This is a genomic window from Streptomyces sp. NPDC002092, from assembly GCF_053593775.1.
Genome location: NZ_JBSFDG010000010.1, coordinates 1 through 23,932, shown reverse-complemented (window position 1 = coordinate 23,932; position 23,932 = coordinate 1). Strand labels below are relative to the sequence as shown.

The 23,932-nt window shown below is 71.8% G+C and carries 24 protein-coding genes and 5 tRNA genes; 19 read left to right on the top strand and 10 right to left on the bottom strand.

The window, feature by feature from the left end; translation table 11 throughout:
• Position 1 precedes the first annotated feature (1 nt).
• A complete protein-coding gene (locus ACWCRD_RS23310) occupies positions 2-361 on the bottom strand; it encodes a hypothetical protein (RefSeq protein ID WP_450967714.1) in 360 nt (119 codons plus the stop codon).
• Between the two features lie 599 nt (positions 362-960).
• Between ACWCRD_RS23310 and ACWCRD_RS23305 the strand changes: the two genes are divergently transcribed.
• The 9 genes from ACWCRD_RS23305 (at position 961) to ACWCRD_RS23265 (ending at position 12,868) form a co-directional block, all read left to right on the top strand.
• Complete coding sequence (locus tag ACWCRD_RS23305; RefSeq protein WP_450967713.1) at positions 961-1,998, top strand: methionine ABC transporter ATP-binding protein; 1,038 nt, start codon at positions 961-963, stop codon at positions 1,996-1,998.
• Positions 1,995-2,732 carry a methionine ABC transporter permease gene (locus ACWCRD_RS23300; protein ID WP_450967712.1) on the top strand — a complete coding sequence of 246 codons (738 nt, stop codon included), beginning with the start codon at positions 1,995-1,997 and terminating at the stop codon, positions 2,730-2,732. The genes ACWCRD_RS23305 and ACWCRD_RS23300 overlap by 4 nt, the downstream gene beginning before the upstream one ends.
• 66 nt (positions 2,733-2,798) lie before the next feature.
• Positions 2,799-3,635 carry a MetQ/NlpA family ABC transporter substrate-binding protein gene (locus ACWCRD_RS23295; RefSeq protein ID WP_450967711.1) on the top strand — a complete coding sequence of 279 codons (837 nt, stop codon included), beginning with the start codon at positions 2,799-2,801 and terminating at the stop codon, positions 3,633-3,635.
• A 154-nt stretch (positions 3,636-3,789) separates the two neighbouring features.
• Entirely contained in the window at positions 3,790-4,428 is a 639-nt protein-coding gene (locus ACWCRD_RS23290; RefSeq protein WP_450967710.1) for a GNAT family N-acetyltransferase, read from the top strand.
• Between the two features lie 84 nt (positions 4,429-4,512).
• Positions 4,513-5,733 (top strand): precorrin-6y C5,15-methyltransferase (decarboxylating) subunit CbiE, encoded by a 1,221-nt coding sequence (gene cbiE / locus ACWCRD_RS23285; RefSeq protein ID WP_450967709.1) that lies wholly within the window; start codon positions 4,513-4,515, stop codon positions 5,731-5,733.
• 391 nt (positions 5,734-6,124) lie between these two features.
• Positions 6,125-10,216 carry a nicotinate-nucleotide--dimethylbenzimidazole phosphoribosyltransferase gene (gene cobT / locus ACWCRD_RS23280; RefSeq protein ID WP_450967708.1) on the top strand — a complete coding sequence of 1,364 codons (4,092 nt, stop codon included), beginning with the start codon at positions 6,125-6,127 and terminating at the stop codon, positions 10,214-10,216.
• A gap of 139 nt (positions 10,217-10,355) precedes the next feature.
• Entirely contained in the window at positions 10,356-11,588 is a 1,233-nt protein-coding gene (gene cobA / locus ACWCRD_RS23275; protein ID WP_450967707.1) for a uroporphyrinogen-III C-methyltransferase, read from the top strand.
• Between the two features lie 64 nt (positions 11,589-11,652).
• A complete protein-coding gene (locus ACWCRD_RS23270) occupies positions 11,653-12,471 on the top strand; it encodes a TrmH family RNA methyltransferase (RefSeq protein ID WP_450967706.1) in 819 nt (272 codons plus the stop codon).
• Between the two features lie 4 nt (positions 12,472-12,475).
• Positions 12,476-12,868 (top strand): NUDIX domain-containing protein, encoded by a 393-nt coding sequence (locus ACWCRD_RS23265; RefSeq protein ID WP_450967705.1) that lies wholly within the window; start codon positions 12,476-12,478, stop codon positions 12,866-12,868.
• A gap of 4 nt (positions 12,869-12,872) precedes the next feature.
• On the opposite strand, the gene ACWCRD_RS23260 is transcribed toward ACWCRD_RS23265, so the two are convergent.
• Entirely contained in the window at positions 12,873-14,243 is a 1,371-nt protein-coding gene (locus ACWCRD_RS23260; RefSeq protein WP_450967975.1) for a protein kinase domain-containing protein, read from the bottom strand.
• Between the two features lie 196 nt (positions 14,244-14,439).
• On the opposite strand from ACWCRD_RS23260, the gene ACWCRD_RS23255 reads away from it, so the two are divergent.
• The 4 genes from ACWCRD_RS23255 to ACWCRD_RS23240 all read left to right on the top strand — a co-directional run bounded on the left by ACWCRD_RS23255 (position 14,440) and on the right by ACWCRD_RS23240 (position 16,933).
• On the top strand, positions 14,440-14,715 hold the full coding sequence (locus ACWCRD_RS23255) for a hypothetical protein (protein ID WP_344405710.1): 276 nt from the start codon (positions 14,440-14,442) through the stop codon (positions 14,713-14,715).
• Between the two features lie 198 nt (positions 14,716-14,913).
• Positions 14,914-15,108, top strand: coding sequence for a hypothetical protein (locus tag ACWCRD_RS23250; protein WP_344405712.1), 195 nt, complete (start codon positions 14,914-14,916; stop codon positions 15,106-15,108).
• A 509-nt stretch (positions 15,109-15,617) separates the two neighbouring features.
• Positions 15,618-16,553 (top strand): phosphotransferase family protein, encoded by a 936-nt coding sequence (locus ACWCRD_RS23245; protein ID WP_450967704.1) that lies wholly within the window; start codon positions 15,618-15,620, stop codon positions 16,551-16,553.
• Positions 16,554-16,633: 80 nt separating this feature from the next.
• Positions 16,634-16,933, top strand: coding sequence for a TFIIB-type zinc ribbon-containing protein (locus tag ACWCRD_RS23240; protein ID WP_115909298.1), 300 nt, complete (start codon positions 16,634-16,636; stop codon positions 16,931-16,933).
• A 49-nt stretch (positions 16,934-16,982) separates the two neighbouring features.
• On the opposite strand, the gene ACWCRD_RS23235 is transcribed toward ACWCRD_RS23240, so the two are convergent.
• From ACWCRD_RS23235 to ACWCRD_RS23215, 5 genes are all read right to left on the bottom strand, one after another.
• Positions 16,983-17,057 (bottom strand) — tRNA-Val (locus ACWCRD_RS23235).
• A gap of 29 nt (positions 17,058-17,086) precedes the next feature.
• A tRNA-Val gene (locus ACWCRD_RS23230) sits at positions 17,087-17,158 on the bottom strand.
• Between the two features lie 36 nt (positions 17,159-17,194).
• Positions 17,195-17,266: transfer RNA gene (locus ACWCRD_RS23225), tRNA-Val, on the bottom strand.
• Position 17,267: 1 nt separating this feature from the next.
• Positions 17,268-17,341, bottom strand: a tRNA-Cys gene (locus ACWCRD_RS23220).
• Positions 17,342-17,380: 39 nt separating this feature from the next.
• Positions 17,381-17,453: transfer RNA gene (locus tag ACWCRD_RS23215), tRNA-Gly, on the bottom strand.
• A 178-nt stretch (positions 17,454-17,631) separates the two neighbouring features.
• Here ACWCRD_RS23215 and ACWCRD_RS23210 point away from each other — a divergent pair.
• The 3 genes from ACWCRD_RS23210 to ACWCRD_RS23200 are packed head-to-tail and all read left to right on the top strand — an operon-like array spanning position 17,632 to position 20,375.
• Positions 17,632-18,678, top strand: coding sequence for a chorismate-binding protein (locus tag ACWCRD_RS23210; protein WP_450967703.1), 1,047 nt, complete (start codon positions 17,632-17,634; stop codon positions 18,676-18,678).
• On the top strand, positions 18,675-19,496 hold the full coding sequence (locus ACWCRD_RS23205; RefSeq protein ID WP_450967702.1) for an aminotransferase class IV: 822 nt from the start codon (positions 18,675-18,677) through the stop codon (positions 19,494-19,496). Before ACWCRD_RS23210 ends, ACWCRD_RS23205 begins: the two co-directional genes overlap by 4 nt.
• A 54-nt stretch (positions 19,497-19,550) precedes the next feature.
• Positions 19,551-20,375, top strand: coding sequence for a GNAT family N-acetyltransferase (locus ACWCRD_RS23200; RefSeq protein ID WP_450967701.1), 825 nt, complete (start codon positions 19,551-19,553; stop codon positions 20,373-20,375).
• A gap of 105 nt (positions 20,376-20,480) precedes the next feature.
• Here the strand turns inward: ACWCRD_RS23200 and ACWCRD_RS23195 are convergent, their stop codons facing one another.
• Complete coding sequence (locus tag ACWCRD_RS23195; protein ID WP_450967700.1) at positions 20,481-21,005, bottom strand: DsbA family protein; 525 nt, start codon at positions 21,003-21,005, stop codon at positions 20,481-20,483.
• 233 nt (positions 21,006-21,238) lie between these two features.
• Between ACWCRD_RS23195 and ACWCRD_RS23190 the strand changes: the two genes are divergently transcribed.
• Entirely contained in the window at positions 21,239-21,682 is a 444-nt protein-coding gene (locus tag ACWCRD_RS23190; protein ID WP_450967699.1) for a hypothetical protein, read from the top strand.
• A 154-nt stretch (positions 21,683-21,836) separates the two neighbouring features.
• A complete protein-coding gene (locus ACWCRD_RS23185; RefSeq protein ID WP_180292031.1) occupies positions 21,837-21,989 on the top strand; it encodes a hypothetical protein in 153 nt (50 codons plus the stop codon).
• A 69-nt stretch (positions 21,990-22,058) separates the two neighbouring features.
• On the opposite strand, the gene ACWCRD_RS23180 is transcribed toward ACWCRD_RS23185, so the two are convergent.
• Positions 22,059-22,619 carry a CGNR zinc finger domain-containing protein gene (locus tag ACWCRD_RS23180; RefSeq protein ID WP_450967698.1) on the bottom strand — a complete coding sequence of 187 codons (561 nt, stop codon included), beginning with the start codon at positions 22,617-22,619 and terminating at the stop codon, positions 22,059-22,061.
• A 242-nt stretch (positions 22,620-22,861) separates the two neighbouring features.
• On the bottom strand, positions 22,862-23,275 hold the full coding sequence (locus tag ACWCRD_RS23175; RefSeq protein WP_004002642.1) for an SsgA family sporulation/cell division regulator: 414 nt from the start codon (positions 23,273-23,275) through the stop codon (positions 22,862-22,864).
• 201 nt (positions 23,276-23,476) lie between these two features.
• Here ACWCRD_RS23175 and ACWCRD_RS23170 point away from each other — a divergent pair.
• The coding region (locus tag ACWCRD_RS23170; protein WP_450967697.1) for a TIGR02611 family protein at positions 23,477-23,932 on the top strand (456 nt) is incomplete at its 3' end.

Sequence of the window (23,932 nt, the reverse complement as noted above, 5' to 3'; positions counted from 1 at the left end):
CTCAGCCTCCCCAGATGTCGTAGAGCCGCACTTCGAGAACGGCCAGGACGATACCGCCGGCGGCCACCGTCACCGAACCCCAACGGGTGCGCTCCGCCAAGGACATGAACCCCGCCGCCGGTACACACGCGAACGCGCCCAGCAGATACGCCACGAAGATCGTCGTGCCCTGCTCCGGCTTCTCGCCCCGCGCCAGCAGCACGATCCCGATCACCAGCTGCACCACGGCCAGCAGCGACACCACGGCCATACCGATGAAGTGCCAGTCCTTCGTCGGCTGGTCTCGATAGGCGGCCCACCCGCACCAGGCGGCGAGCAGCAGCGCGGCGACACCGGTCGCCAGCGTCAGGGCATCAAGCATGCAGCGACCTTATTACGGCCCAAAAGACCTGCCGCGCCCGGCCCGGGCGGTCAGCCGGCCGGGCCGTCGGCGACGAACGCCGCCACCTCGGGTCCGATGCGGGCTTGGGCGCTGACCGGGGCGCCGCCCGGCAGGGCCGCCCTCCAGGGCAAGGCGCCACCGTGGCATTGACCACAGCACGCCGACCCCGCGAGCTCCACGCCGGTGCGGCCGTGAAGGATCTGCCGGCCTTGTCCGCGCTGGTCACCGACAGGAAGCGGACGTCTGCGGCTGCCAGCCGAAAAGCGTCCACGCCTGTCCAGCATGCGGACAAGCGCGGTTGGTCAGGACCATGCGTCTGCTTTACTGATCACATGACCACGACGAGCTGCCGCACCCTTGCGACCGAGGCGACCATGACGCCCGGTGCTCGTTGTATGTGTCGAATGCGCGCCTTCTAGAGGGCCCCTGCACCACCCCCTGAGTCTCGCGCCCCGAAGCGAGCCGCCGCGGCATGTCCGTACGCCTTCCGCCGTATGTGACCGAGCCGCCCGCGCATGACTTTCCCTTCCGTACCAGGGCACACCCACGCCCGCGTACTCGACAGTGACGGAACCCCAGTGATCACGACTTCAGGCCTGACCAAGGTCTACCGCTCACGCGGCCGTGAGGTCACCGCCCTGGACGGCGTCGACCTGCACGTCCGCGAAGGCGAGGTGTACGGCGTCATCGGCCAGTCCGGCGCCGGCAAGTCCTCCCTCATCCGCTGCGTCAACCTGCTGGAGAGGCCCACCGCCGGGACGGTGACCGTCGCCGGGCAGGAGCTCACCGCCCTCGCGGGGCGCGGACCCCGCGCCGGCAAGGAACTCCGTCAGGCGCGCAGCCGTATCGGCATGGTCTTCCAGCACTTCAACCTGCTGTCCACGCGGACGGTCCAGGACAATGTCGAGCTGCCGCTGGAGATCCTCGGCAAGTCCGGCAAGGAGCGCTCCCGCAAGGCACTCGAGCTGCTCGACCTGGTCGGCCTCGCGGACCAGGCGAAGGCCTACCCCGCCCAGCTCTCCGGCGGCCAGAAGCAGCGCGTCGGCATCGCCCGCGCCCTGGCCGGCGACCCCAAGGTGCTGCTCTCCGACGAGGCGACCAGCGCCCTCGACCCGGAGACCACCCGCTCCGTCCTCCGGCTGCTGCGCGACCTGAACCGGCAGCTGGGCCTGACCGTCCTGCTCATCACCCATGAGATGGACGTCGTGAAGTCGGTCTGCGACTCGGCCGCCCTGATGGAGAAGGGCCGCATCGTCGAGTCCGGGACGGTGAGCGAACTGCTCGCGACCCCCGGCTCCGAGCTGGCCTCCGCCCTCTTCCCGGTGGACGGCGAGGCCACCGGCGACGACCGCACCGTCGTCGACGTCACCTTCCAGGGCGAGGCCGCCACCCAGCCCGTCATCTCCCAGCTCTCACGCACCTACAACATCGACATCTCCATCCTGGGCGCCGCCATCGACACCGTCGGCGGACTGCAGGTCGGCCGGATGCGCATCGAACTGCCCGGCCGCTACGAGGACAACGTCGTGCCGATCGGTTTCCTGCGCGAACAAGGCCTGCAGATCGAGGTCCTGGGCCAGGAGCCCGTACTGCTGACGGAAGGTGCCGAGCTGTGACCTGGACGGAAATGCAGCCGCTGCTGTCGCAGGCGTGTTGGGACACCCTGTACATGGTCGGCTGGTCCACGCTGATCGCCGTCCTCGGCGGGCTCCCGCTCGGCATTCTGCTCGTCCTGACCGACCGGGGCGGACTGCTGCAGAACGTCCTCGCCAACAAGGTCATCGGGCAGATCGTGAACGTCGCCCGCTCGATGCCGTTCATCATCCTCATGGTCGCCCTGATGACCTTCACCCGCTGGATCACCGGCACGACCATCGGCCGCGAGGCCGCCATCGTGCCGCTCGCCATCGGGGCGATCCCGTTCTTCGCGCGCCTCGTCGAGACGGCTGTCCGCGAAGTGGACGGCGGGCTCGTCGAGGCCGTGCAGTCGATGGGCGGCAACACCTGGACCGTCGTCCGCAAGGTCCTCGTCCCCGAGTCGCTGCCCTCGCTGATCGCCGGCACCACCACCACGGTCGTCGCCCTCATCGGCTACTCCGCGATGGCCGGCACGGTCGGCGCCGGCGGCCTCGGCGACATCGCCATCCGCTACGGCTACCAGCGCTTCGAGACCGAACTCATGTGGATCACCGTGGCGATCCTGGCCGTCGTGATCTCGGTCATCCAGTTCGCCGGCGACTACGCGGCCCGCTCGCTCCACGGACGGGGTGGCCGCTCCGGCCCGGCGCCGAGGCTGCGCCTGCTGAAGGCCAAGGAGCCGGCCTCGACCGACGCCGGCCACGCCGCCTGAGCACCCCACAGACTCCCCGCACCACCAACCGCGGGGTCGCTCCACCCATAAGGAAAGGCACTTTTCGTGCGTAACACCGCAAAGCTCACCACTGCCGTCCTCGCCGCCGGAGCCCTCACCTTCGGGCTCACCGCCTGCGGCTCGGGCACCGACTCCGCCTCGGGCTCCTCCGACTACAGCGGACCGCTGATCGTCGCCGCGAGCCCGACCCCGCACGCCGAGATCCTGGACTTCGTCAAGAAGAACCTGGCGAAGAAGGCCGGACTCGACCTGCAGGTCAAGGAGTTCCAGGACTACATCGTCCCGAACACCGCGACCGAGGACGGCTCGGTGGACGCCAACTACTTCCAGAACCAGCCGTACCTCGACGACTTCAACAAGAAGCGCGGCACCCACATCGTGCCCGTCGTCACCGTGCACCTGGAGCCGCTCGGCCTCTACTCCCACAAGGTCAAGAAGGCCGACGCGCTGAAGAGCGGCGCCACCGTCGCCGTCCCGAACGACGCCGTGAACGAGGCCCGCGCCCTCAAGCTGCTCGTGGCGGGCGGCCTGATCACGCTCAAGCCCGGCGTCGGCAACGAAGCGACCCCGCAGGACATCTCCAAGAACCCGAAGAACCTCAAGTTCAAGGAGGTCGAGGCGGCCCAGACCGCGCGCTCCCTGGACGACGTGGACGCCGCGGTCGTCAACGGCAACTACGCCATCTCCGCGGGCATCAAGCCCGCCAAGGAGGCCCTCGTCCTGGAGCCCGCGAAGAACAGCCCCTACGGCAACTTCCTCGCTGTGAAGAAGGGCAACGAGAAGGACCCGCGGGTGAAGAAGCTCGCCAAGCTGCTCACCTCGCCCGAGGTGAAGAAGTTCATCGAGGACAAGTACCAGGGCTCGGTCATCCCGTCCTTCTGAACCCTCTCCTGACGGCACGTATACGGCGTATCGCCACGCACGGGGTCCACTCGCTCACCTGGAGTCGGCCCCGTGGTGCGGTTCCGTGCCGACATGCTGCATGCTGGGCAGTTCAGCAGGCCCCGAAGGTTTTCCGAAGGTTACGGAGTGGCGCATGACTAGCACCTTCCCCAACATCTCCATCAGCACGGAGCGGTTGGTGCTGCGGCCCCTCGACGAGGACGACGTGAACGGGCTTGCCGAGATGATGAACGACGAGCAGGTCGGCGCCTGGACCGACGTCCCCCAGCCCTTCGACGAGGACCAGGCCCGCCACTGGATCACCGAGTACGCGCCGGCCGAGCGGGCGGCGGGCCGCGGACTCGATCTCGCCGTCACCGAGTTCCTCACCCAGCGCCTGGTCGGCATCGTCCAGCTCACCAAGACCAACTGGCATGTGCGGTCCACCGAACTGTCGTACATCATCGCCCCGTGGGCGCGCGGCGAGGGCTACGCCTCGGAGGCCGCGCTCGCCACCGCCCAATGGCTCTTCGGCGACCAGAAGTTGGAGCGCATCGAGCTGCGCACCGCCGCCGACAACACCGCCTCCCAGCAGGTCGCCCAGAAGATCGGCTGCATCAGCGAGGGCGTCCTGCGCAACGCCTGCATAGCCCACGTCCGCGCCGAGGACGGGACCTGGAGCGACGTACGCACCGACTTCATCGTGTGGAGCCTGCTTCCGGAGGACCTCGACGGCGCGGGCGAGGAACTGGCCGACAGCGGCGGTTTCACGACCTTCACCGACTGGAACTGAACCTTGGGGGCTCGAGGGTCCGCACCTGACACCAGGTACCCTCACGGAGCCCGACCTGCGTAAAACCCCTGGAGACCGACGACGATGGCCGACCGTGTCACGGTGATCGGCTGGGACGGCTCGCCCCTGACCGCCGCGGCCCGCTCCGCCCTGGGCGCCGCCACGCTGGTGGCCGGTGCCGCCCACCACCTGGCGCTCCCCGAAGTGCCGCCCCGCGCCGAGCGCATCCGCCTCGGCAGCGTCTCCCTCGCCGCCCGCCGCATCGCCGGCCACCGCGGCACCGCGGTCGTACTGGCCGACGGCGACCCCGGGTTCTTCGGCGTCGTACGAACCCTGCGCGCACCCGAGTTCGGCCTCGAGGTCGAGGTCGTCCCCGCCGTCTCCTCCGTGGCCGCCGCCTTCGCCCGCGCCGGTATGCCCTGGGACGACGCCCAAGTGGTCGTCGCACACCGCCGCACCCTGCGACGCGCAGTGAATGTGTGCCGCGCCCACACCAAAGTCGCCGTCCTCACCTCACCCGGCGCAGGTCCTGCCGAACTCGGCCTCCTCCTCGAAGGCGTCCACCGCACCTTCGTCATCTGCGAGGAACTCGGCACCGAACGCGAACAGGTCACCGTCGTCACCTCCGACAAGGCCCCCGACCACACCTGGCGCGACCCGAACGTCGTCATCGTCATCGGCGGGCCCGCCGGATCCGGCGTCCCCGGTGAGGGCGGCGGCTGGCTCGCCGGACGCGACCCGGGAGCCGGACCACGCGGCTGGACCCAGCCCGCCGAGGCCTACGACGGCCCGCTCGGCGAGGGCGAGACGGATCTGCTGCGCGCCGCCCAACTCGCCCGGCTCGGCCCGCGCGTGGGTGACCTCGTCTGGGACATCGGCTGCGGCAGCGGCGCCTTCGCCACCGAGGCCGCACGCGCCGGAGCCGCCGTCATCGCCGTCGACCGTGCGCTGGAGGCCTGTGCCCGCACGGACGCCGCCGCCCGGCACTTCGGCGTCCAGTTGCAGATCGTGCAGGGCACGGCCCCGCACGTCCTGGAGAACCTCCCCGAGCCGGACGTCGTCCGGGTCGGCGGCGGGGGAGCGGCCGTGGTCTCCGCGGTCGCCGACCGCCGCCCGCAGCGCATCGTCACCCACGCGGCCACCCGCGACGCGGCCGAACTGATCGGCCGGGACCTCACCGAGCACGGCTACCAGGTCGAGTGCGCCCTGATCCAGTCCGTCGAACTCGACACCAGGGCCTGGACGGAGACGGAGCGGAGCGTCGCGTTCCTGCTCAGCGGAGTACTCCCGGGGCGCACGTCGTGACCCTGGCGCCGTCCCAGTGATCCTGGTTTCTGCCGTCCCGGTGATCCTGTAGTCGTACCGCTCGCGGTAGGCTGGCCGACCGTTGTACCGCACCAGGTGGCCCGGCAGTTCGTTCGTCAATGTCCGGAAAACGCACCCCTTTTGGGGTGGGCGCGGTACGGCAGAACCGGAGGACGCGCAACGTGGCGCAGTCCACAGCGGGTCGTCACGGATCAACCTGTCGTGACGGCGGAACGGCCGGGACAATGCCACTGAATGGCTTTGTCGCCTTTTGCGGGCGGGTCGTTCGTGCCGCTGGGCAGGCACGCTCGTTCTTCACTGCGGGGGCGGTCGGTGCGCCGCTCCCGGTGGGCTGTACGTGGAAGCACTAACCGATGGGCGAGGGGTACGCATGACCGACACCGGCCAGGTCCCGGGCGAGGGACTGCCGGAGAGCGCAGGCATGGTGGAACAGCCGGGCGTCCACGCGCACGGTGCGTACACCTACCTCTCCGAGACCACCGCCGAGGACGAAGACCTGTTGCTGCTGCCGGGGGCCCAGAGCCCGTGGGGCAACGAGGTCGCGCCGCCCGCGCCCGAGCCGGTCGTCGAGGCCGTCCATGAGCCGGGCCCGCACGAGACGGCGGGCCGCGACAGCGGCTCGGTCGACCTCGGCGGCGTCCGCCTCCCGGGCCCGACGCCCGCCCCGGCGCCGGTGACGCCGCGTCGCCCGCTGCACCTCGGCCCGCCGATCCCCGACACCTCGGCAAGCCCGGTCCGCTCCCTCGCCGACCGCGGCCCCGCGGGCGCACCGGTACGCCAGCCCGCCGCGCCGGCCGCCGGCCCCGAGTACTACGACGCCCCCCAGTTGCACCAGATGCCTCCGCAGGGCGCGGCCCCTTGGGGCGCCCAGGCGCAGGCCGCGGTGCAGGCAGCGGCACCGGTGAACGCCCAGGCACCGGCTGCGGAAACGGTTGTTCCGGCGGCCGAACCGGGCGCGGAGCCGGTGGCCGCCGCACAGCCCGTCATGGCCCACATCGCCACGGAGACCGCTCCGGCGGCGCAGAACGGTGACATCGGCGTGGCCCACGGCCCGGAGGGCGGGCACGTTCCGGTGGGGGTGTCCGCCGTGGAGGGCGGGCAGACTGCCGGGGGCGCTGCCGGTGGACCGGTTGCCGGGGACGGGCATGTCGCTCCCGGCGGGTTCGCCGCCTCGGAGAGCGGGCACGGGGCTCCGGGCGAGTTCGCCGCGGACGGCGCGCAGCCGGCTCCCGCGGGAGCCACTGAAGACGTGGAGCAGGGCCCGGTGGCTTCGGACGCCGGGCAGGAGGCACTGGACGGTTCTGCGCCTGAGGCCGCGCAGACGCCCGTTGCCGGAGTCGCCCCCGAAGGCGGGCAGCCCGATGCAGCCGTGCCCGGTGTGGAGGCCGTACCCGCTACGGAGCCTGCGCCCGAAGCCGCGCCGGTTCCCGGAGCGGCACCTGCCCCGGAGGCCGTCCAGGTCCCGGAGGCGAGCCACGCGCCGGAAGGAGCGCCGGCGGTCGAGGGCGCACCCGAGGGCCTTACACCTGCGGTTGCCCCGGTCGCCGAGGGGCTTGCGCCAGAGGGCGCGCCGATCATCGAGCCCGTTACGTCAGAGGGCGTACCGCTCACCGAGGCCGCTGCGCCCGGCAGTGAGCAGCCCGCCGCCGCGGCGCCCGAAGCGCCGCAGGTCGCCGAGGCCGTGGCGCCCGAGAGCCGGCAGGCGGTCGCGCCAGGAGCCGGGCAGTTCCCCGAGGCGGTCGCTCACGAGGCCGCGCAGTTCCCCGAGGCAGTGGCCGCCGAGGCCGGTCAGCTCCCCGAGACGAACGCACCGGAAGCCGCACAGCTCCCCGAGACGCCCGCACCGCACACCGAGCAGGCGCCTGAAGCAATCGCCCCCGAGGCCGCACAGGCACCCGAGGCCCTGGCACCGGATGCCGGCCAAGCTGCCCACCCCGCCGACCTGGCGACGGCCCAGCCCATCTTTGTGGAACCCGCCCAGGCTGTCGCAGTCGAGCCCACGCACACTGCCGAGGCGCCCGCGCACGTGCCCGGGACCGTGGAGGCCGCCGGAGCCACCCCCTTCCCGGAAGCGGCGCAGCCCGCGCAGCCCGTGGCGCCGGCCGGAGACGCGAGCACCGCCCCCGAGCCCTCCCCCCACCTCGCGGCAGCAGAGCACCAGAGCAGTCCCGTCCAGGCCGCGCCCCACGCACCGACGCCCGTGCCGGAGGCCGAAGTGCAGCCCGAGGCCGCTGCCATCGCCGACCCGGCCCCCGCCGCCGTGCCTCCGGCGCCCTCCGTCCCGGCCGCCGAACCGGCCGAGGGGGGCTCCCCGACGGACCAGGCGCACTCCGCAGAGCCCCCGGCACCCGAGCCGGCCGTGGTCTCCGCCGAGGCCCCGCCCGCACTCCCGGCCGACGAGGCCGCGGACCCGGCCCAAGCGGATCACGGCACTGAGCCCCTCCAGCCGCTCGCCGCGGAGCCGGCGGACCCGCAACCGGACGCGTCCCTCGGCCAGTTCGTCCTCGTGGGCGGCTCCGTGCCGACCACCCCGCACCTCGCCCCGACCCCGCCGCACGCACTCACCCTCCCCCCGGAGGCAGCGCAGGCGCCGGAGCCGATCGTCAAGGTGCCCGCCCCGCGGGAGGCCGACCCCGACCTCGTACAGCACGCGGAGGACCTGGACACCAGGGCCGCCGACCAGGAAGAAGAGAGCACGGCCGCAGTGGAAGATGTACGACAGTCCACCGGCCCGGCCGCGCCCGCCTACGACGACGCGGAGCGCGAGGCGGTCATGAAGGTCATGCGCGAGCGCCGTGACATCCGCAACGGCTTCCGCAGCGACCCCATCCCGCACGAGGTGCTGCTCCGCGTCCTGGAGGCCGCGCACACGGCCCCGTCCGTCGGCCACTCGCAGCCGTGGGACTTCGTCGTCATCCGCTCCGCCGACACCCGGCGCAGCATGCACGAACTGGCCATGCGCCAGCGCGACGCATACGCGAAGTCGTTGCCCAAGGGCCGGGCGAAGCAGTTCAAGGAACTGAAGATCGAGGCCATCCTCGACACCCCGGTGAACATCGTCGTCACCGCCGACCCGACCCGTGGCGGCCGCCACACCCTGGGCCGCCACACCCAGCCGCAGATGGCGCCGTACTCGGCCGCACTCGCCGTCGAGAACCTCTGGCTCGCCGCCCGCGCCGAAGGCCTCGGCGTCGGCTGGGTCAGCTTCTTCGACGAGCGCGAGATGGTCCGTGCGCTCGGCCTGCCCGAGCACCTGGAGGTCATCGCCTACCTGTGCGTCGGGTACGTCGACGAGTTCCCGGACGAGCCCGAGCTGATGCAGGCCGGCTGGTCCAAGCGCCGCCCGCTGTCCTGGGTGGTGCACGAGGAGACGTACGGCCGCCGTGCCCTGCCCGGCGAGGAGCCGCACGACCTGCTCGCCGAGACCGTCGCCCAGATCCGCCCGCTGGACGCCAAGGCGCTCGGCGAGGCCTGGGAGCGGCAGAAGCGCATGACCAAGCCGGCCGGCGCGCTCGGCATGCTGGAGATCATCTCCGCGCAGCTGTCCGGGCTTTCGCGCCAGTGCCCGCCGCCGATCCCGGAGCCCGCGGCCGTCGCGATCTTCGCGGGCGACCACGGCGTGCACGCCCAGGGCGTCACCCCGTGGCCGCAGGAGGTGACGGCCCAGATGGTGGCCAACTTCCTCGGCGGGGGAGCGGTCTGCAACGCCTTCGCCGGTCAGGTCGGCGCCGAGGTGTGCGTGGTGGACGTCGGCGTCGCGGCCGACCTGCCCGCCACCCCCGGCCTGCTGCCCCGCAAGGTCCGCGCGGGCACTTCCGACATGACGACCGGGCCCGCGATGACCCGCGAGGAGGCCAAGCAGGCCATCGAGGTCGGCATCGAGACGGCCCGCGACCTGGTGGCGGCCGGCAACAAGGCGCTGCTGACGGGCGAGATGGGCATCGCCAACACCACGGCGTCCGCCGCCCTGATCTCGGTCTTCACCGACACCGACCCGGCCGAGGTGACCGGTCGCGGCACCGGCATCAACGACGAGACCCTGGCCCGCAAGACCGAGGTCGTCCGCCGCGCGATCGAGGTCCACCAGCCGGACCCGGCCGACCCCATCGGCGTGCTCGCCGCGATCGGCGGCTTCGAACACGCGGCGATGGTCGGTCTTCTGCTGGGCGGCGCCTCGCTCCGCACTCCGGTGATCCTGGACGGCGTCAGCGCCGGCGCCGCGGCCCTGGTCGCGCGCGCCATCGCCCCCGAGGTCCTCGCGGCCTGCATCGCGGGCCACCGCAGCGCCGAACCCGGCCATGTGGCGGCGCTCAACAAGCTGGGCCTGCGCCCCCTGGTCGACCTCGACCTCCGCCTCGGCGAGGGCACGGGCGCCCTGCTCGCCCTGCCGCTGGTCCAGAGCACGGCCCGGGCCATGCACGAGGTGGCGACCTTCGACTCGGCGGGCGTCACCGAGAAGTAGCCCCGTACCGGGGTGGGGTATGCGCTCCTGCGTGCACCCCACCCCGGCCGTACGCTGAACCCACCACTGAAATCCGCACGTCAGGGCTGCTCCAGCGCCGTAGCACCCATCGCATTGCCAGGACGAGGAGCCGCACCTCATGGCCGAAAACCCCGCCTACCCCGTAGGCCTCCGCCTCACCGGCCGCAAAGTGGTCGTCCTCGGCGGAGGCCAGGTCGCCCAGCGCCGCCTCCCGGCCCTGATCGCAGCAGGCGCGGACATCCTCCTCGTATCCCCCGAGGCGACTCCCTCCGTCGAGGCCATGGCCGACACGGGCGAGATCACCTGGCACAGGCGCCCGTACGCAGAAGGCGACCTCGCGGACGCCTGGTACGCCCTGATCGCCACCGGCGACACGGAGGCGAACACCCGGGCCTCCGCCGAGGCGGAACGCCACCGCGTGTGGTGCGTCCGCTCCGACGACGCCGACGCCGCCACGGCCTGGACCCCGGCGACCGGCCACAGCGAGGGCGTCACGGTCGCCGTCCTCACCACCGAGGCCCGCGGCCGCGACCCCCGCCACACCGCGGCCATCCGCGACGCGGTCGTCGAGGGCCTGCGCGACGGCACCCTCGTCGCCCCCCACCACCGCACCCGCACCCCGGGCGTCGCCCTTGTCGGCGGCGGCCCCGGCGACCCGGACCTCATCACGGTCCGCGGCCGCCGCCTCCTCGCCGAGGCCGACGTCGTCATCGCCGACCGCCTCGGCCCCCGCGACCTCCTCGCCGAACTCCCGCCGCATGTCGAGGTGATCGACGCGGCGAAGATCCCGTACGGCCGTTTCATGGCCCAGGAGGCCATCAACAACGCCCTGATCGAGCACGCCAAGCAGGGCAAGTCGGTCGTACGGCTCAAGGGCGGCGACCCCTACGTCTTCGGCCGGGGCATGGAGGAGCTGAACGCCCTCGCCGAGGCCGGCATCCCCTGCACCGTCGTGCCCGGCATCTCCAGTTCGATCTCGGTCCCGGGCGCGGCCGGCATCCCGGTCACCCACCGGGGCGTCGCGCACGAGTTCACGGTGGTCAGCGGCCATGTCGCCCCCGACGACGAGCGCTCCCTGGTCGACTGGGCGTCTCTGGCCAAGCTCACCGGCACGCTGGTGATCCTCATGGGCGTCGACAAGATCGGAAAGATCGCCGAGACGCTCGTAGCGCACGGCAAGCCGGCCGACACCCCCGTCGCCCTGGTCCAGGAGGGCACCACGGCCGCCCAGCGCCGCGTCGACGCGACCCTGGCGACGGTCGGCGAGACCGTGCGTACGCAGGAGGTCAAGCCGCCGGCGGTCATCGTCATCGGCGCGGTCGTCGGCGTAGGCCCGCGGACATCTGCGTAACCGCGGGTAACCCAACTCGTACACAGCCGTTGGCACCACACCCAGGACAAGGCAGTATCACCCTGTGGCCGATCTCATCACCGTTGAGGATCCCGACGACCCGCGCCTGCGCGACTACACAGGCCTGACCGACGTGGAGCTGCGCCGCAAGCGTGAACCGGCCGAGGGCCTGTTCATCGCCGAGGGCGAGAAGGTCATCCGCCGGGCGAAGGACGCCGGGTACGAGATGCGCTCGATGCTGCTGTCCGCGAAGTGGGTCGACGTCATGCGTGACGTCATCGACGAGCTTCCGGCCCCGGTGTACGCGGTCAGCCCGGACCTGGCCGAACAGGTCACCGGCTACCACGTGCACCGCGGCGCGCTCGCCTCCATGCAGCGCAAACCGCTGCCGACCGCCGCCGACCTGCTCCAGACCACCCGCCGGGTCGTCGTCATGGAGTCGGTCAACGACCACACCAACATCGGCGCGATCTTCCGCTCGGCGGCCGCCCTCGGCATGGACGCGGTCCTGCTCTCCCCGGACTGCGCGGATCCGCTGTACCGCCGCAGCGTCAAGGTCTCGATGGGTGCGGTCTTCTCCGTCCCCTACGCCCGCCTCGACACCTGGCCCAAGGGCCTGGAGTCGGTCCGCGAGGCAGGCTTCACGCTCCTCGCGCTCACCCCCGACGAGAAGGCCAGGTCCCTCGACGAGGCCGCCCCGCACAAGATGGAACGCGTGGCTCTGATGCTCGGCGCCGAGGGCGACGGCCTGTCCACCCAGGCCCTGGTCGCCGCCGACGAATGGGTCCGCATCCCCATGTCCCACGGCGTCGACTCCCTCAACGTGGGCGCGGCGGCCGCGGTCGCCTTCTACGCGGTGGCCACCGGCCGCCCGACGGGATAGTCCGGTGCCGAAGCGGGAGGCGATCGTCGCGGTGCTGCGCCGGGGCGGCCGAGTACTGGCGATCCGCCGCGGCCCCGGCGTCCCCCGCCCCGGCTACTGGCAGCCCCTCAGCGGCAAGGTCGAACCGGGGGAGACCCAGGAGCAGGCCGTGGTCCGCGAGGTCAGGGAGGAGGTCGGCCTCACCGTCTCGCCCCTCGCCAAGGTCTGGGAGTCGGAGACCGACGACGGTCTCTTCCGCCTCCACTGGTGGACGGCGGACGCGACCACCGGCGAGATCGTCCCCGACCCCGTCGAGGTCGCCGAGGCCCGCTGGGTCACCCCCGAGGAGTTCCTGGCGCTGAGCCCGGTCTTCGACGGCGACCGCGAGTTCTTCGAACGGATCCTGCCGGGGCTGTGACCCCTCAGTCCACGTGGGCGCGCCCCGGCTCCACATGCTGTTGCCGCTGCGGTTCGACGCCGTCGCCACCGCCCAGTCCCCGCGACGGCCCCTGGCACCCCTGCGCCGCGGCGATGCCGAGCGCCACCAGCAGCGTCACGACGACGAACACGAACAGCCGCTGGCGCAGCAGCCGCGGATTGGCAGGCCGCCGTCCCGTCCCCGTGGGCCTGGGCGCCGGACGACCGGTACCGCTGCGCGGCGCGGGCCGGGCCCCCGTGCCCTGGCGGCTCGTGTTCCGCGACCCCGGTGCGGGCCGGGACCCGGAACGCTGGGGCGGCGGGGGGCCACCGCGGGAGACGTTGCCGCCCCGCGCAGGAGCGGCCCCGCCTCGCACCGGAGGGGCCCCACGCGACCCGGCGGAGGCGCCCCGCGACGGGGGACCCCCCTGCGGGCCGGGGGGACGACGGTGTTCGCGCTGCTGCTCCGGATAGGTCTCGACGAGCCGCCCGGTGGGCCGGTCCGCCTCCCCGGAACGCGGCGCGGGCGGACGCGGGTCGGCAAGCCCCTGCGCCTCACGGGCGGCGATCTCCTTGAGGCGCAGCGACAGCTGAAGCGTGCTGGGCCGCTCCTCGGGATCCTTCGCCAGACAGGCCCGTACGAGCGGAGCCAGCGCGTCCGGAACGCCGTGCAGCTGCGCCTCTTCGTGTACGACCCGGTACAGCATCACCTCGGAACTGCCGTGTCCGAAGGGCGAGTCACCCATCGACGCGTACGCCAGGGTCGCCCCCAGCGAGAACACGTCCGTGGCGGGGGTGACGGCGGCACCGCGCACCTGCTCCGGCGCGAGGAAACCGGGGGAGCCGACGGCCGTACCGACATGGGTCAGCGTGGATGCCCCGGTCGCCCAGGCGATACCGAAGTCGATGATCCGCGGCCCTTTCGGGGACAGCAGGATGTTCGACGGCTTGAGATCCCGGTGCACGACGCCAGCCTCGTGCACCGCGACGAGGCCCTCGGACAGGGCGGCTCCCACCGCCGCGACGTCCGCGGCACCGAGCGGCCCCCCGTCGGCGACCTTGTCGTGCAGCGACGGACCGGGCACGTACTGAGTGGCGAACCAGGGCCGTTCGGCGTCGAGGTCGGCGGCGACGAGCCGAGCCGTGCATCCGCCCCGGATCCGCCGCGCGGCGGAGACCTCCCGCGCGAACCGGGACCGGAACTCCTGGTCCTCCGCCAGATCCGGCCGGATGACCTTCAGTGCGACCCGCTGCCCCTTCTTGTCGGAGCCCAGGTACACGACGCCCATCCCACCCGCACCGAGCCGTCTGTGAAGCCTGAACGAGCCGACGACGCGCGGGTCCTCGCGCCTCAGGCGCATCATCGCCATGTTCATCCCCGCTGCCCGGTCCGTGTGACGTGGCACAGCTTACGTTTCCACGGCCGCCCGCGCGCAGAGGCCGCGCCCTCTCGCCCAGATCGATTGTCAGTGCCGGATGCGAGACTTGAAGGGTGGTCAGGGGCCCGTCGAGCAGGCGGACTTCAGCGGTCCTGCGACCTCAACCACCCATCGAAGAAGGGGGATTGAACACGTGAAGGGTGATCGCGTGGAAATAGTCGTGGATGCGGGGGACACGACCCGCACCTACGAGGTGGTGGCGAGCAGGGCGGGCCGTCGGGTGGAGACTGCGGTACGCCGAGGTGTCGTGGAAGTGAGCGAAGTCACCCGCAACGGGTCCGTGGTCCGCACGGCCCGCTTCATGGCGAACCGGGTGCTGGCTCTGGTCGAGCAGCCGATCCCCAGGGAGGACGGCTCGGAGAAGGCCGGGCACACCGGGCGTCCCCTCCGGGAAGACCCTGAGACCTAGGACCTCGTCTCCACCCAGGGGAGTACGCCCCAGCTCATGGCTCATCCTCCGGGAGGCCCGGCAATCGGTACGAGGGCATGACGTGCGGCGAGCGCCGGACGCCTAGATTTGAGGTCAAGCGGCGGGTGCAGCACTCGTCCCCCGAGGTCAGACACCCGCCGCTGCCAACGACAACTGAGAACGGTCAGGAGAGGGACCATGGCCATGACGGCACCGCGGACACTGATCCGCACCCAGGAGCGCACCGCACTCCGCCGCCGCACGGGCCGCCGCCACCCCCTGGTGGCGACGCTCATGGTCCTCCCCCTGGCGGCACTGCTCTTCTTCGTCTTCGACGGCTGGGAGACAGTGGCCACACAGGCGTCGTCCGTGGGCGTGATGCTGGGGCGCTGAGCGGCGACCCCAGGCCCGGAAGAGCGGTCCGGGCGGGGACATCCACCCATGAAACCCCGTGGGGACGGGGGTGCGGCGGACGGCAAAAATGCCGGCGCAGCTGGGGAGCTGCGCCGGCATTGCTTTTCCCTCCACAACCACCCCGCGGGTGCACTCTCAAGCCGCCGGTCAGGCATTCTCAGCCCGTCCGGCGTTTGAGGACGAGGCCGTCCAGGCCGATCGGGATCCGGGGCGCAGCCCCGAAGCAGGGTGCGGGGGCGGAGCCCCGCGAGGGGTGCAGGGGACGCAGTCCGGCAGTCCCCGCCGGGGTGGCGGGGTGCAGGGGCGGATCCGCTGGCGGGGTCGAAGGGGCGGAGCCCCTGGGGACGGGACGGGTAGGGGCGGCGGGGGCGCATCCATCCGCGGTCACCGCCGCGGGCAGCCCCAGACCCACGCCACCGCCGAGCGCCGTACACACCCCACCACCCCGCCGTACCCTCGCGAGAGACCCGCCGCCCCCAGGGAGCCCCGTGACCACCCCCTTGCTCGCCGAACTGACCACCCGAGCCAAGGCCAAGGCCCACGCCGGCACGGACACCTGCCCCTGCGGCGCAGCCACCCTCGCCGACCGCCCCGACGCCACCGTCGTCCGCCACGCCGACACGGTCGCCAAGGCCCACGCCCCCCACACCTCCCGCACCGACCTCACCCCCCGCCTCACCGCCGCCACCCACCTCTCCGGCATCCTTCTGCCCCCGATCGCCCCGACCCCCGTCGACCTGCACGGCCGCCTCGTCACGTTCTGGCCCTACGGCACCCCCGTGGACCCGGACACCCCCGACGCCGCCCCCTGGGAGCCCGCAGCCACCCTGCTCGCCCGCCTCCACCGCACCCCCGCCCCCACACCCCTACCGCCCATGCGAGGCCCCGCCAAGGCCGCCCGGGCCATCGACCGCCTCAGGGCAACGGCCGCCGACCACCCCGCCACCCGCCCGGTCCTGCAGGCCTGGATCACCCTCCCGCCCTGGGCCCGTGCCGAAGCCCCCATGCCGGACACCACCACCCTGTGCCACGGCGACCTCCACCTCGGCCAGCTCGTCCGCCACCCCGCCCCCGACGGCCCCTGGCTGCTCATCGACGTCGACGACCTCGGCACCGGCGTCCCCGCCTGGGACCTCGCCCGCCCGGCGGCCTGGTACGCCTGCGGCCTCCTCCTGCCGGACGAGTGGACCCGCTTCCTCACCGCCTACCGCACGGCCGGCGGCCCGGCCGTCCCCGCCGACGGCGACCCCTGGCCGGCCCTGGACGTCCCGGCCCGCGCCCTCACGGTGCAGACGGCCGCCCGCGCCACAGCAAAGGCGGCAGCGGAGGACCGCCCCCTGGACGAGGTCGAACTGTCCATGATCGACGCATGTGCCCGAATGGCTTCGCTCCCGCCGCAGTTGACCCCGGAATTCGCGAAGTAGGGTGCAACCGACCGCACCCTGACAGAGTCTGTCCTGGCGAAACGCGAAGCAGGACCGACCGGCGAGGAGTTGAGCCGACCATGCAGTGTCCGAAGTGTCATGCGCCGATGCACACGTACAACCGCAACGGTGTCCAGATCGAGCAGTGCAGCGGCTGCCGCGGGATCTTCCTCGACTACGGCGAGCTGGAGGCGCTGACCCGCCTGGAGTCCCAGTGGTCCCAGCCCGCACCGCCGCCCCCGCCCGCCCCGCAGGCGTACCCGGCCCCGCCCGCCCCCGCCTGGGGCGCCCAGCACGGCGGCCACGGAGGTCACTACGGAGGCCACCACGGCGGTCACCACCGCCACAAGAGCTTCGGCCACATGCTCTTCTCCAGCTGACGGCACACGACGAAGCCCCCGGCCGTACGAGACGGCCGGGGGCTTCGGCTGGTGCGCGATACTGGGATTGAACCAGTGACCTCTTCCGTGTCAGGGAAGCGCTCTCCCGCTGAGCTAATCGCGCAGGTGAACCTGCATGTGCTGCGTACTGCGTGCGCGATACTGGGATTGAACCAGTGACCTCTTCCGTGTCAGGGAAGCGCTCTCCCGCTGAGCTAATCGCGCGGGTATGGATCTCGCCGTACGTGCTGGAAGATCCAGTGGACGATACTGGGATTGAACCAGTGACCTCTTCCGTGTCAGGGAAGCGCTCTCCCGCTGAGCTAATCGTCCTTGGAGGTGGAGACGGGATTTGAACCCGTGTAGACGGCTTTGCAGGCCGTTGCCTCGCCTCTCGGCCACTCCACCAGGAGTGCAGGGGTTCGGGAAGATCCCCTGTTTCCATCGAGCGGACGACGAGGCTCGAACTCGCGACCTCAACCTTGGCAAGGTTGCGCTCTACCAACTGAGCTACGTCCGCTTGTCGTTTCGGTCCGCTCTCACGTCCCGGCGACGAACTGAACTCTAGCGGATTCCGGGGCCAGCACAAAAACGCGTTTGCGCAGCGTGCTGCGTTGCACCTGCTCGCGTACGTGGTCAGGGCCCCTGAAGGGACACGCCAGGGCCACCTTCACGACACCCGCCCTAGACTCGACTGCGTGCTCGACCTCCCTCCTCTCGCCCGCTTCGGTGACCGCGTCGCCACCGGACTCCTCGACCTCACCAGCGATCCCGCGGCCCTCGACTCCACCGGTTTCTGGGCCGTCGTGGCGGACTTCGAGGGCCGGTTGACCTGCGCCCGCTTCAGGGACGTACGAGTGGAGCCCGTGCCCGCCCCGGTGCCGGGTCAGTGGCGGGGACCGGCCGCCGGTGACTGGACGTCCTCGCTCGACCGTGCTGCGTACACGGCGGGTGTGCGCCGCATCCGCGAGCACATAGCGGCCGGCGAGGTCTATCAGGCGAACCTCTGCCGGGTGCTCTCCGCGCCCGTCGCGCCCGACGCGGACGTGGACGCCCTGACCGCGCTGCTGGCCCGCGGCAACCCCGCACCGTATGCAGGAACGATCCGGCTGCCCGGGCACGGGGTCGAGATAGCGACCGCCTCGCCCGAGCTGTTCGTGCGGCGCGGCGGCCGTGTCGTGGAATCCGGTCCGATCAAGGGGACCGGGCGCACCGAGGCGGACCTGCTGGAGAAGGACTACGCCGAGAACGTGATGATCGTGGACCTGGTCCGCAACGACATCGGGCGTGTCTGCGCCACAGGCAGCGTGAGCGTCCCCGATCTGTGCGCCGTGGAGAAGCACCCGGGGCTCGTCCATCTCGTGTCGACGGTCCGTGGCGAGCTGCGCGCCGACGCAGGCTGGCCCGAACTCCTCGCTGCGGCCTTCCCGCCCGGATCGGTCACCGGTGCACCCAAGTCGAGCGCCCTGCGGATCATCGACGCTTTGGAGACGGCGCCCCGCGGCCCGTACTGCGGAGGCATCGGCTGGGTCGACGCGGACCAGGGAACCGGCGAGCTGGCGGTCGGCATCCGCACCTTCTGGATCGACCGCGCCGAGGGCGTCCTGCGCTTCGGGACGGGCGCCGGCATCACCTGGGGCTCCGACCCGGAGGCCGAGTGGCGGGAGACCGAGCTGAAGGCGGCCCGACTGCTCGCGGTAGCGTCTGGGACGTACGAGGTGAGTGGAGAGGGACTACAGACGTGAAGATCTGGCTCGACGGCGGGTTGCAGGACATCGAGTCCGCCCGTGTCTCCGTCTTCGACCACGGGCTGACCGTGGGCGACGGCATCTTCGAGACGGTGAAGGCGACGGAAGGGAAGACGTTCGCGCTGACCCGGCACCTCGACCGGCTGACCCGCTCCGCGCGCGGCCTCGGCCTGCCCGACCCCGACCACACCGAGATCCGCCGCGCCTGCGCCGCCGTTCTCGAGGCCAACCCGATGCCGCTCGGCCGGCTGCGCATCACCTACACCGGCGGCCACGGCCCCCTCGGTTCCGACCGGGGAGAGCACGGCCCCACCCTCGTCGTCGCACTCGGCGAGACCACCCGCCGCCCCGACTCCACGGCCGTGATCACGGTGCCGTGGACGCGCAACGAACGCGGCGCCCTCACCGGGCTGAAGACGACCTCGTACGCCGAGAACGTCGTCGCCCTCGCCCGGGCGCACCAACACGGCGCGTCGGAAGCCCTGTTCGCGAACACCGTCGGGCAACTCTGCGAGGGCACCGGCTCGAACGTATTCGTCGTCCTCGACGGCGAGATCCACACCCCGCCGGTCGCCTCCGGCTGCCTGGCGGGCATCACGCGCGCGTTGGCCGTCGAATGGACCGGCGCCAAGGAGACCGACCTGCCGCTCGACGTCCTGGAGCGTGCGGACGAGGTCTTCCTCACCTCCACCCTGCGCGACGTCCAGGCGGTGCACCGCGTCGACGACCGCGAACTGCCGGGCGCACCGGGCCCGGTGACCGCCAAGGCCATGCGGATCTTCAACGAGCGGTCCGGCGACGACCTGGATCCGTGAGAGCCCGGGAAAACGGGCTGCCGACGGGCGGCTGAGGCGGGTAGAACACCTCTGATGACCACGACCCTGCGGCCGAGCGAGCCGCTTCAGCACAACGCCGACGGGACGCGTTCGCGCCGTTTCCAGGTGTGCGTGAACAGCCGACCAGTGGGCGCGATACACCTGGGCACGTCCGCTGCCTTCGGTGACAAGGTCGCCCACATCCTCGACCTGCGCATCGAGGAGCCGGACCGCCGCCGCGGCCGCGGCACCGTGGCCGCGCTCGCCGCGGAGGAGGTGGCGCGCGGGTGGGGGTGCGCACGGATCGAGGCGACCGTCCCCGGTGGGGCCGGGGCGGGGCTGCGGCTCAGCGAGGTGCTCGGCTACGTCGTGCGCAATCGCGGAATGGAGAAGCGCCTCGCACCGACCCCACCCGAACTGCCTGAGGGCAGCCGGGCCCGCCCGATGACTGAGGCCGAGTTCGTCACCTGGCAGGAGCACGAGTCGGAGGACTACGCCCGCACCTTGATCGAGCGGGGCGTGCCGGAGGCCGAGGCGTATGACAGGGCACGCCGCGACCACGAGAAGCTGCTGCCGGAGGGGCTGGCGACCGAGAACGCCACGTTCAGCGTTCTCGAACATGAGGGCACGCGCGTGGGCACCCTGTGGCTGGCGCTGCGGGGGGATAAGGCCCATGTGTGCGACGTGGAGGCCGACGCCGCACACCGCGGGCACGGCCACGGCCGCACCCTCATGCTCCTGGCGGAGATCCAGGCGCTCGCGGCGGGACGTGAGGTCGTCACTCTGAACGTGTTCGCCGGAAACACCCCGGCCGAGCGGCTCTACGACTCACTCGGCTACCGGACGACGCAGTACGCCCTGTACAAGCCGCTTCTCTGAGCGGACCCGCGCCCCTGAAGGGCGCGGCGCTCCGCCGCGGGCCGCGACGGCGCCGCAGACGACAATCCATGGCGGGCAGACACCGCGGGAGCGCCGAGCAGCCTGTCAGGCCCCCGCCTCGGCCAGCAGCCGGTCGACGATCTCCTCGATCCGCTCCCGCAGCCCCTCCTGGCTCTTGCCGCCGTCCAGGCGCTGACCGTCGATGACGTACGTGGGGGTACCGGTCACGCCGATCGCCTTGCCCTCGGCCTGGTCGGCGTCGACGATCAGGATGTGCCGGCCGTCGATCAGCGCGGTGTCGAACTCCTCGGCGTCCAGACCGAGTTCGGCGGCCACCTCGACCAGGAAGGGCTCTCCCTTGAGGCCCAGCTCCTCGACCCGCGCCAGCAGGGCCTCGGCGTAGGCCCAGCCCTTGCCCTGTTCGAGGGCTTCCTCGGTGGCCTGTGCGGCGGCGAAGGCGTGCTTGTTCTTCTCCAGCGGGAAGTGCCGCAGCCGCAGTTCCAGCCGGTCGCCGTAGCGGGCGCGCAGGGCACGCAGATCGTCGAGGGCGCTACGGCAGTCCGGGCACTGGAGGTCGCACCAGACGTCGAGGACGGGCGCGGCGGGAAGCGCGTGGGAGGAGTCGCTCATGCCGTCAGTCTTCCAGTTCGGCCGCGGTCGACCCAATCGGAGCCCGGCCTCGGTGACCTGAGCCCGGGATCCTGATCCACACCCGGGGGAGTGCCCGGGACCGGCACCTTCGGAGGAGCCGACCCGGAGATGTCCCTGATGTCCGCCCGGACCATGGCCGCGCGGGGTCCGGGCGGTGCAGGATGGAAGGGACGAAGTGCCCCTGCCCGATCGAGCCCTGCCTGGAGGACCGGATGATTGCCGAGACCGTCTGTTCCGCCGTGTCCGCGGCAGGCCTGGGCATCGCGGTGGTCACGGCGTACCGCAAGCGTTTCCTCGCGGCCGCCCGCATCGCAGCCTACTCACTCGTCCCCATCGGCCTGGTGATGACCGGCACCGTGCAGTGGCTGGCGGACACCGCCTTCAGTCCGACGGCCTGGGCGGGCTTCGGCGTGCTCGGCGCCGCCTGGCTGCTGTTCTCCGCCACGCGCGCGGTGGAGCGCCGCCGGGGCGGCACCCGCAAGGAGCGCAGGGAAGCCAGGGCGGCGGGGCAGCGCGATGCGGTCGCTCCGACGGCTTCCGCGCCTTCCCTCGGCCCAGGGGCCCGTCCGGCGACCCGGCCCGCGAGCACGCCCCGCACTCAGTCGGCGGACGACTTCAGCGATATCGAGGCCATCCTCAAGAAGCACGGCATATGACCCGCGCATGACGACTGAAACGACACAGTGGATCAAGGCTGTGGCGTGAAATGATCACGACCTGAACCGGACTTCACGGAATTCGGCGAACTGCTGGTCATTCCGGGCGTGTTGAGCGCACCGGACCTGCGGAGTGCGCCATCATCGCCGCGAGATGCTGGACACGGAACACGGCGATACCGCGCCGCCGAAGGACGAGCCGCGCGGATGCCTCTTCGCCCTTTCCCAGCCACCGCTGATGATCTTCCTTGCGGTGATCGGGTGTCTGCTGCTCATGGCCTCGTTGCACGACCTGCTGATGCTGTGAGCCGTACCCGTGGTCCCCGGCGACACCCGCGGGGGACCACGTCGACATCCTTGTCCGGCGGCTCGGGCGTCAGCCCGCCGCCTCCTTGCGCCGTGCCCGGTACGCGGCCACGTGCAGCCGGTTTCCGCAGGTGCGGCTGTCGCAGTAGCGGCGCGAGCGGTTGCGGGAGAGGTCGACGAAGGCGCGCCGGCAGTCGGGGGCCTCACAGCGGCGCAGCCGTTCCTGCTCACCGGCGACCACGAAGAAGGCGAGCGCCATCCCGCAGTCGGCCGCCAGATGGTCGGCGACGGAGGCGCCGGGCGCGAAGTAGTGCACATGCCAGTCGTAGCCGTCGTGGTCCGTGAGGCGCGGAGTCGTCCCCGCGGCGGCGACCAGCTCGTTGATCACACCGGCGGCGGTCCGGGCGTCGTGCGCCGCGAAGACCGAGGCGAACCGGCCGCGGATCTTGCGCACGGCCGAGAGGTCGAACTCCGAGAGCGCCCCCACATCACTGATGTCGTGGTTTCGTACGAAATCCTCGAGAGCCGCGACGTCGGGCAGTCCGTCCGGTGCCGCGTGGTCCTCCGGTGCGGTGTTCACCAGATCCACCACGGTGTCGAGCGCGCACCGGGTGTCGTGGGTGATCAGCACGTTTCGCTCCCTGGCCTGGGGGTCGGGCGGACGCCCGCCTCATGCTGGCCGATGGTAGTGGCTCGCCGCCCGGCTGCGGGCGGTCCTGCCACCGGGGCACCTTCCCCCTGCCCCGTCGCACACACCGGCGCCGCCCCCACGACTCGATCGCGGCGGCGGCGCTGATGCGTACCGTATGCAGTTGTTCTGGCCCGAGCCGTCTCCCCGAGTCGACGGCGCCGGGCGGCTTCGTGGTGCCTCGCCTAGCTCTCCGCCAGGATGTGCGAGAGCTCCTGATCGAGATCGAAGTGCCGGTGTTCCGTGCCGGGAGGCACAGCGGCGTCGGTTCGCTTCAGGAAGGATTCCAGCGCCCGCGCCGGGGCTTCCAGCAGCGCCTCGCCCTCTGGGGAGCTCAGCGCGATGCACACGACCCCCTGACCGTGACTGCGCGACGGCCAGACACGGACGTCGCCGGTGCCGGTGGGCCGGTGCAGCCCCTCCGCGAGGAGGTCGCGGGCGAACACCCACTCGACGGTCTCCTCGGCTCCGGTGTGGAAGGTGGCGTGCACGGCGTAGGGGTCGGCCGTGTCGTACCGCAGGCCTGCGGGGACAGGCAGGGAGGACTCGCTCGACACAACGAGGCGCAGGTGCAGCTCGCAGCTGACCGTGGTGTTCATAAGCGCCAGGGCCTTTCGCTCAGTGTGCGCTCGGGGATTCGCACGTCGGCGAAATCGACATGCCACCTACGGTGCCGTTGTAAACCCCTCTGAGTGTTTTGCGTGCCTTTACGTAACTCTTCCGGCCGATGGGTCGTTCGCGCGGTACGGCCATTCCAGTGACTGGTTTCCGCTCGGTAAAGTAAGGTAAAGTTTGGCCGTATGAATACGGGGAGTAACCGGACCGAGGGAGTGCCGGGCGAGGCTGCCGTGGCATCGCACGAGACGAGGCCGGACGGGCCGCAGGACGAGCACGGGCTCGGCTCCAAGGCACCGGCGTTCATCAAGAGGCGTCGCGCCCTGCATCTGAGCTGGCAGGTCGGGGTCTTCGTGGTCGGTCTCGCGGTCGTGGCCGCCGGCATCGTCATGCTGCCGCTGCCCGGGCCCGGCTGGGTGGTGATCTTCGGCGGCATGGCCATCTGGGCGACCGAGTTCGTCTGGGCCCAGCTGGTGCTCCGCTGGACGAAACGCAAGGTCACCGAGGCGGCACAGCGAGCCCTCGACCCCGAGGTGCGGCGCCGCAACATCACGCTGACGGCGATCGGTCTCGTGGTCGTGGGCGTGCTGGTCGGGATCTACCTCTGGAAGTTCGGCGTCGTGATGCCCTGGAAGATCAAG

Bases quoted from the DNA above. Each gene is read 5' to 3' on its own strand.
- ACWCRD_RS23185 (WP_180292031.1), top strand. From the start codon at position 21,837: ATGCTGGACACGGAACACGGCGATACCGCGCCGCCGAAGGACGAGCCG.
- ACWCRD_RS23290 (WP_450967710.1), top strand. From the start codon at position 3,790: ATGACTAGCACCTTCCCCAACATCTCCATCAGCACGGAGCGGTTGGTG.
- cbiE (WP_450967709.1), top strand. From the start codon at position 4,513: ATGGCCGACCGTGTCACGGTGATCGGCTGGGACGGCTCGCCCCTGACC.
- ACWCRD_RS23260 (WP_450967975.1), bottom strand. From the start codon at position 14,243: ATGAACATGGCGATGATGCGCCTGAGGCGCGAGGACCCGCGCGTCGTC.
- ACWCRD_RS23310 (WP_450967714.1), bottom strand. From the start codon at position 361: ATGCTTGATGCCCTGACGCTGGCGACCGGTGTCGCCGCGCTGCTGCTC.
- ACWCRD_RS23240 (WP_115909298.1), top strand. From the start codon at position 16,634: ATGCAGTGTCCGAAGTGTCATGCGCCGATGCACACGTACAACCGCAAC.
- cobA (WP_450967707.1), top strand. From the start codon at position 10,356: ATGGCCGAAAACCCCGCCTACCCCGTAGGCCTCCGCCTCACCGGCCGC.
- ACWCRD_RS23250 (WP_344405712.1), top strand. From the start codon at position 14,914: ATGGCCATGACGGCACCGCGGACACTGATCCGCACCCAGGAGCGCACC.
- ACWCRD_RS23195 (WP_450967700.1), bottom strand. From the start codon at position 21,005: ATGAGCGACTCCTCCCACGCGCTTCCCGCCGCGCCCGTCCTCGACGTC.
- ACWCRD_RS23190 (WP_450967699.1), top strand. From the start codon at position 21,239: ATGATTGCCGAGACCGTCTGTTCCGCCGTGTCCGCGGCAGGCCTGGGC.
- ACWCRD_RS23175 (WP_004002642.1), bottom strand. From the start codon at position 23,275: ATGAACACCACGGTCAGCTGCGAGCTGCACCTGCGCCTCGTTGTGTCG.
- cobT (WP_450967708.1), top strand. From the start codon at position 6,125: ATGACCGACACCGGCCAGGTCCCGGGCGAGGGACTGCCGGAGAGCGCA.
- ACWCRD_RS23200 (WP_450967701.1), top strand. From the start codon at position 19,551: ATGACCACGACCCTGCGGCCGAGCGAGCCGCTTCAGCACAACGCCGAC.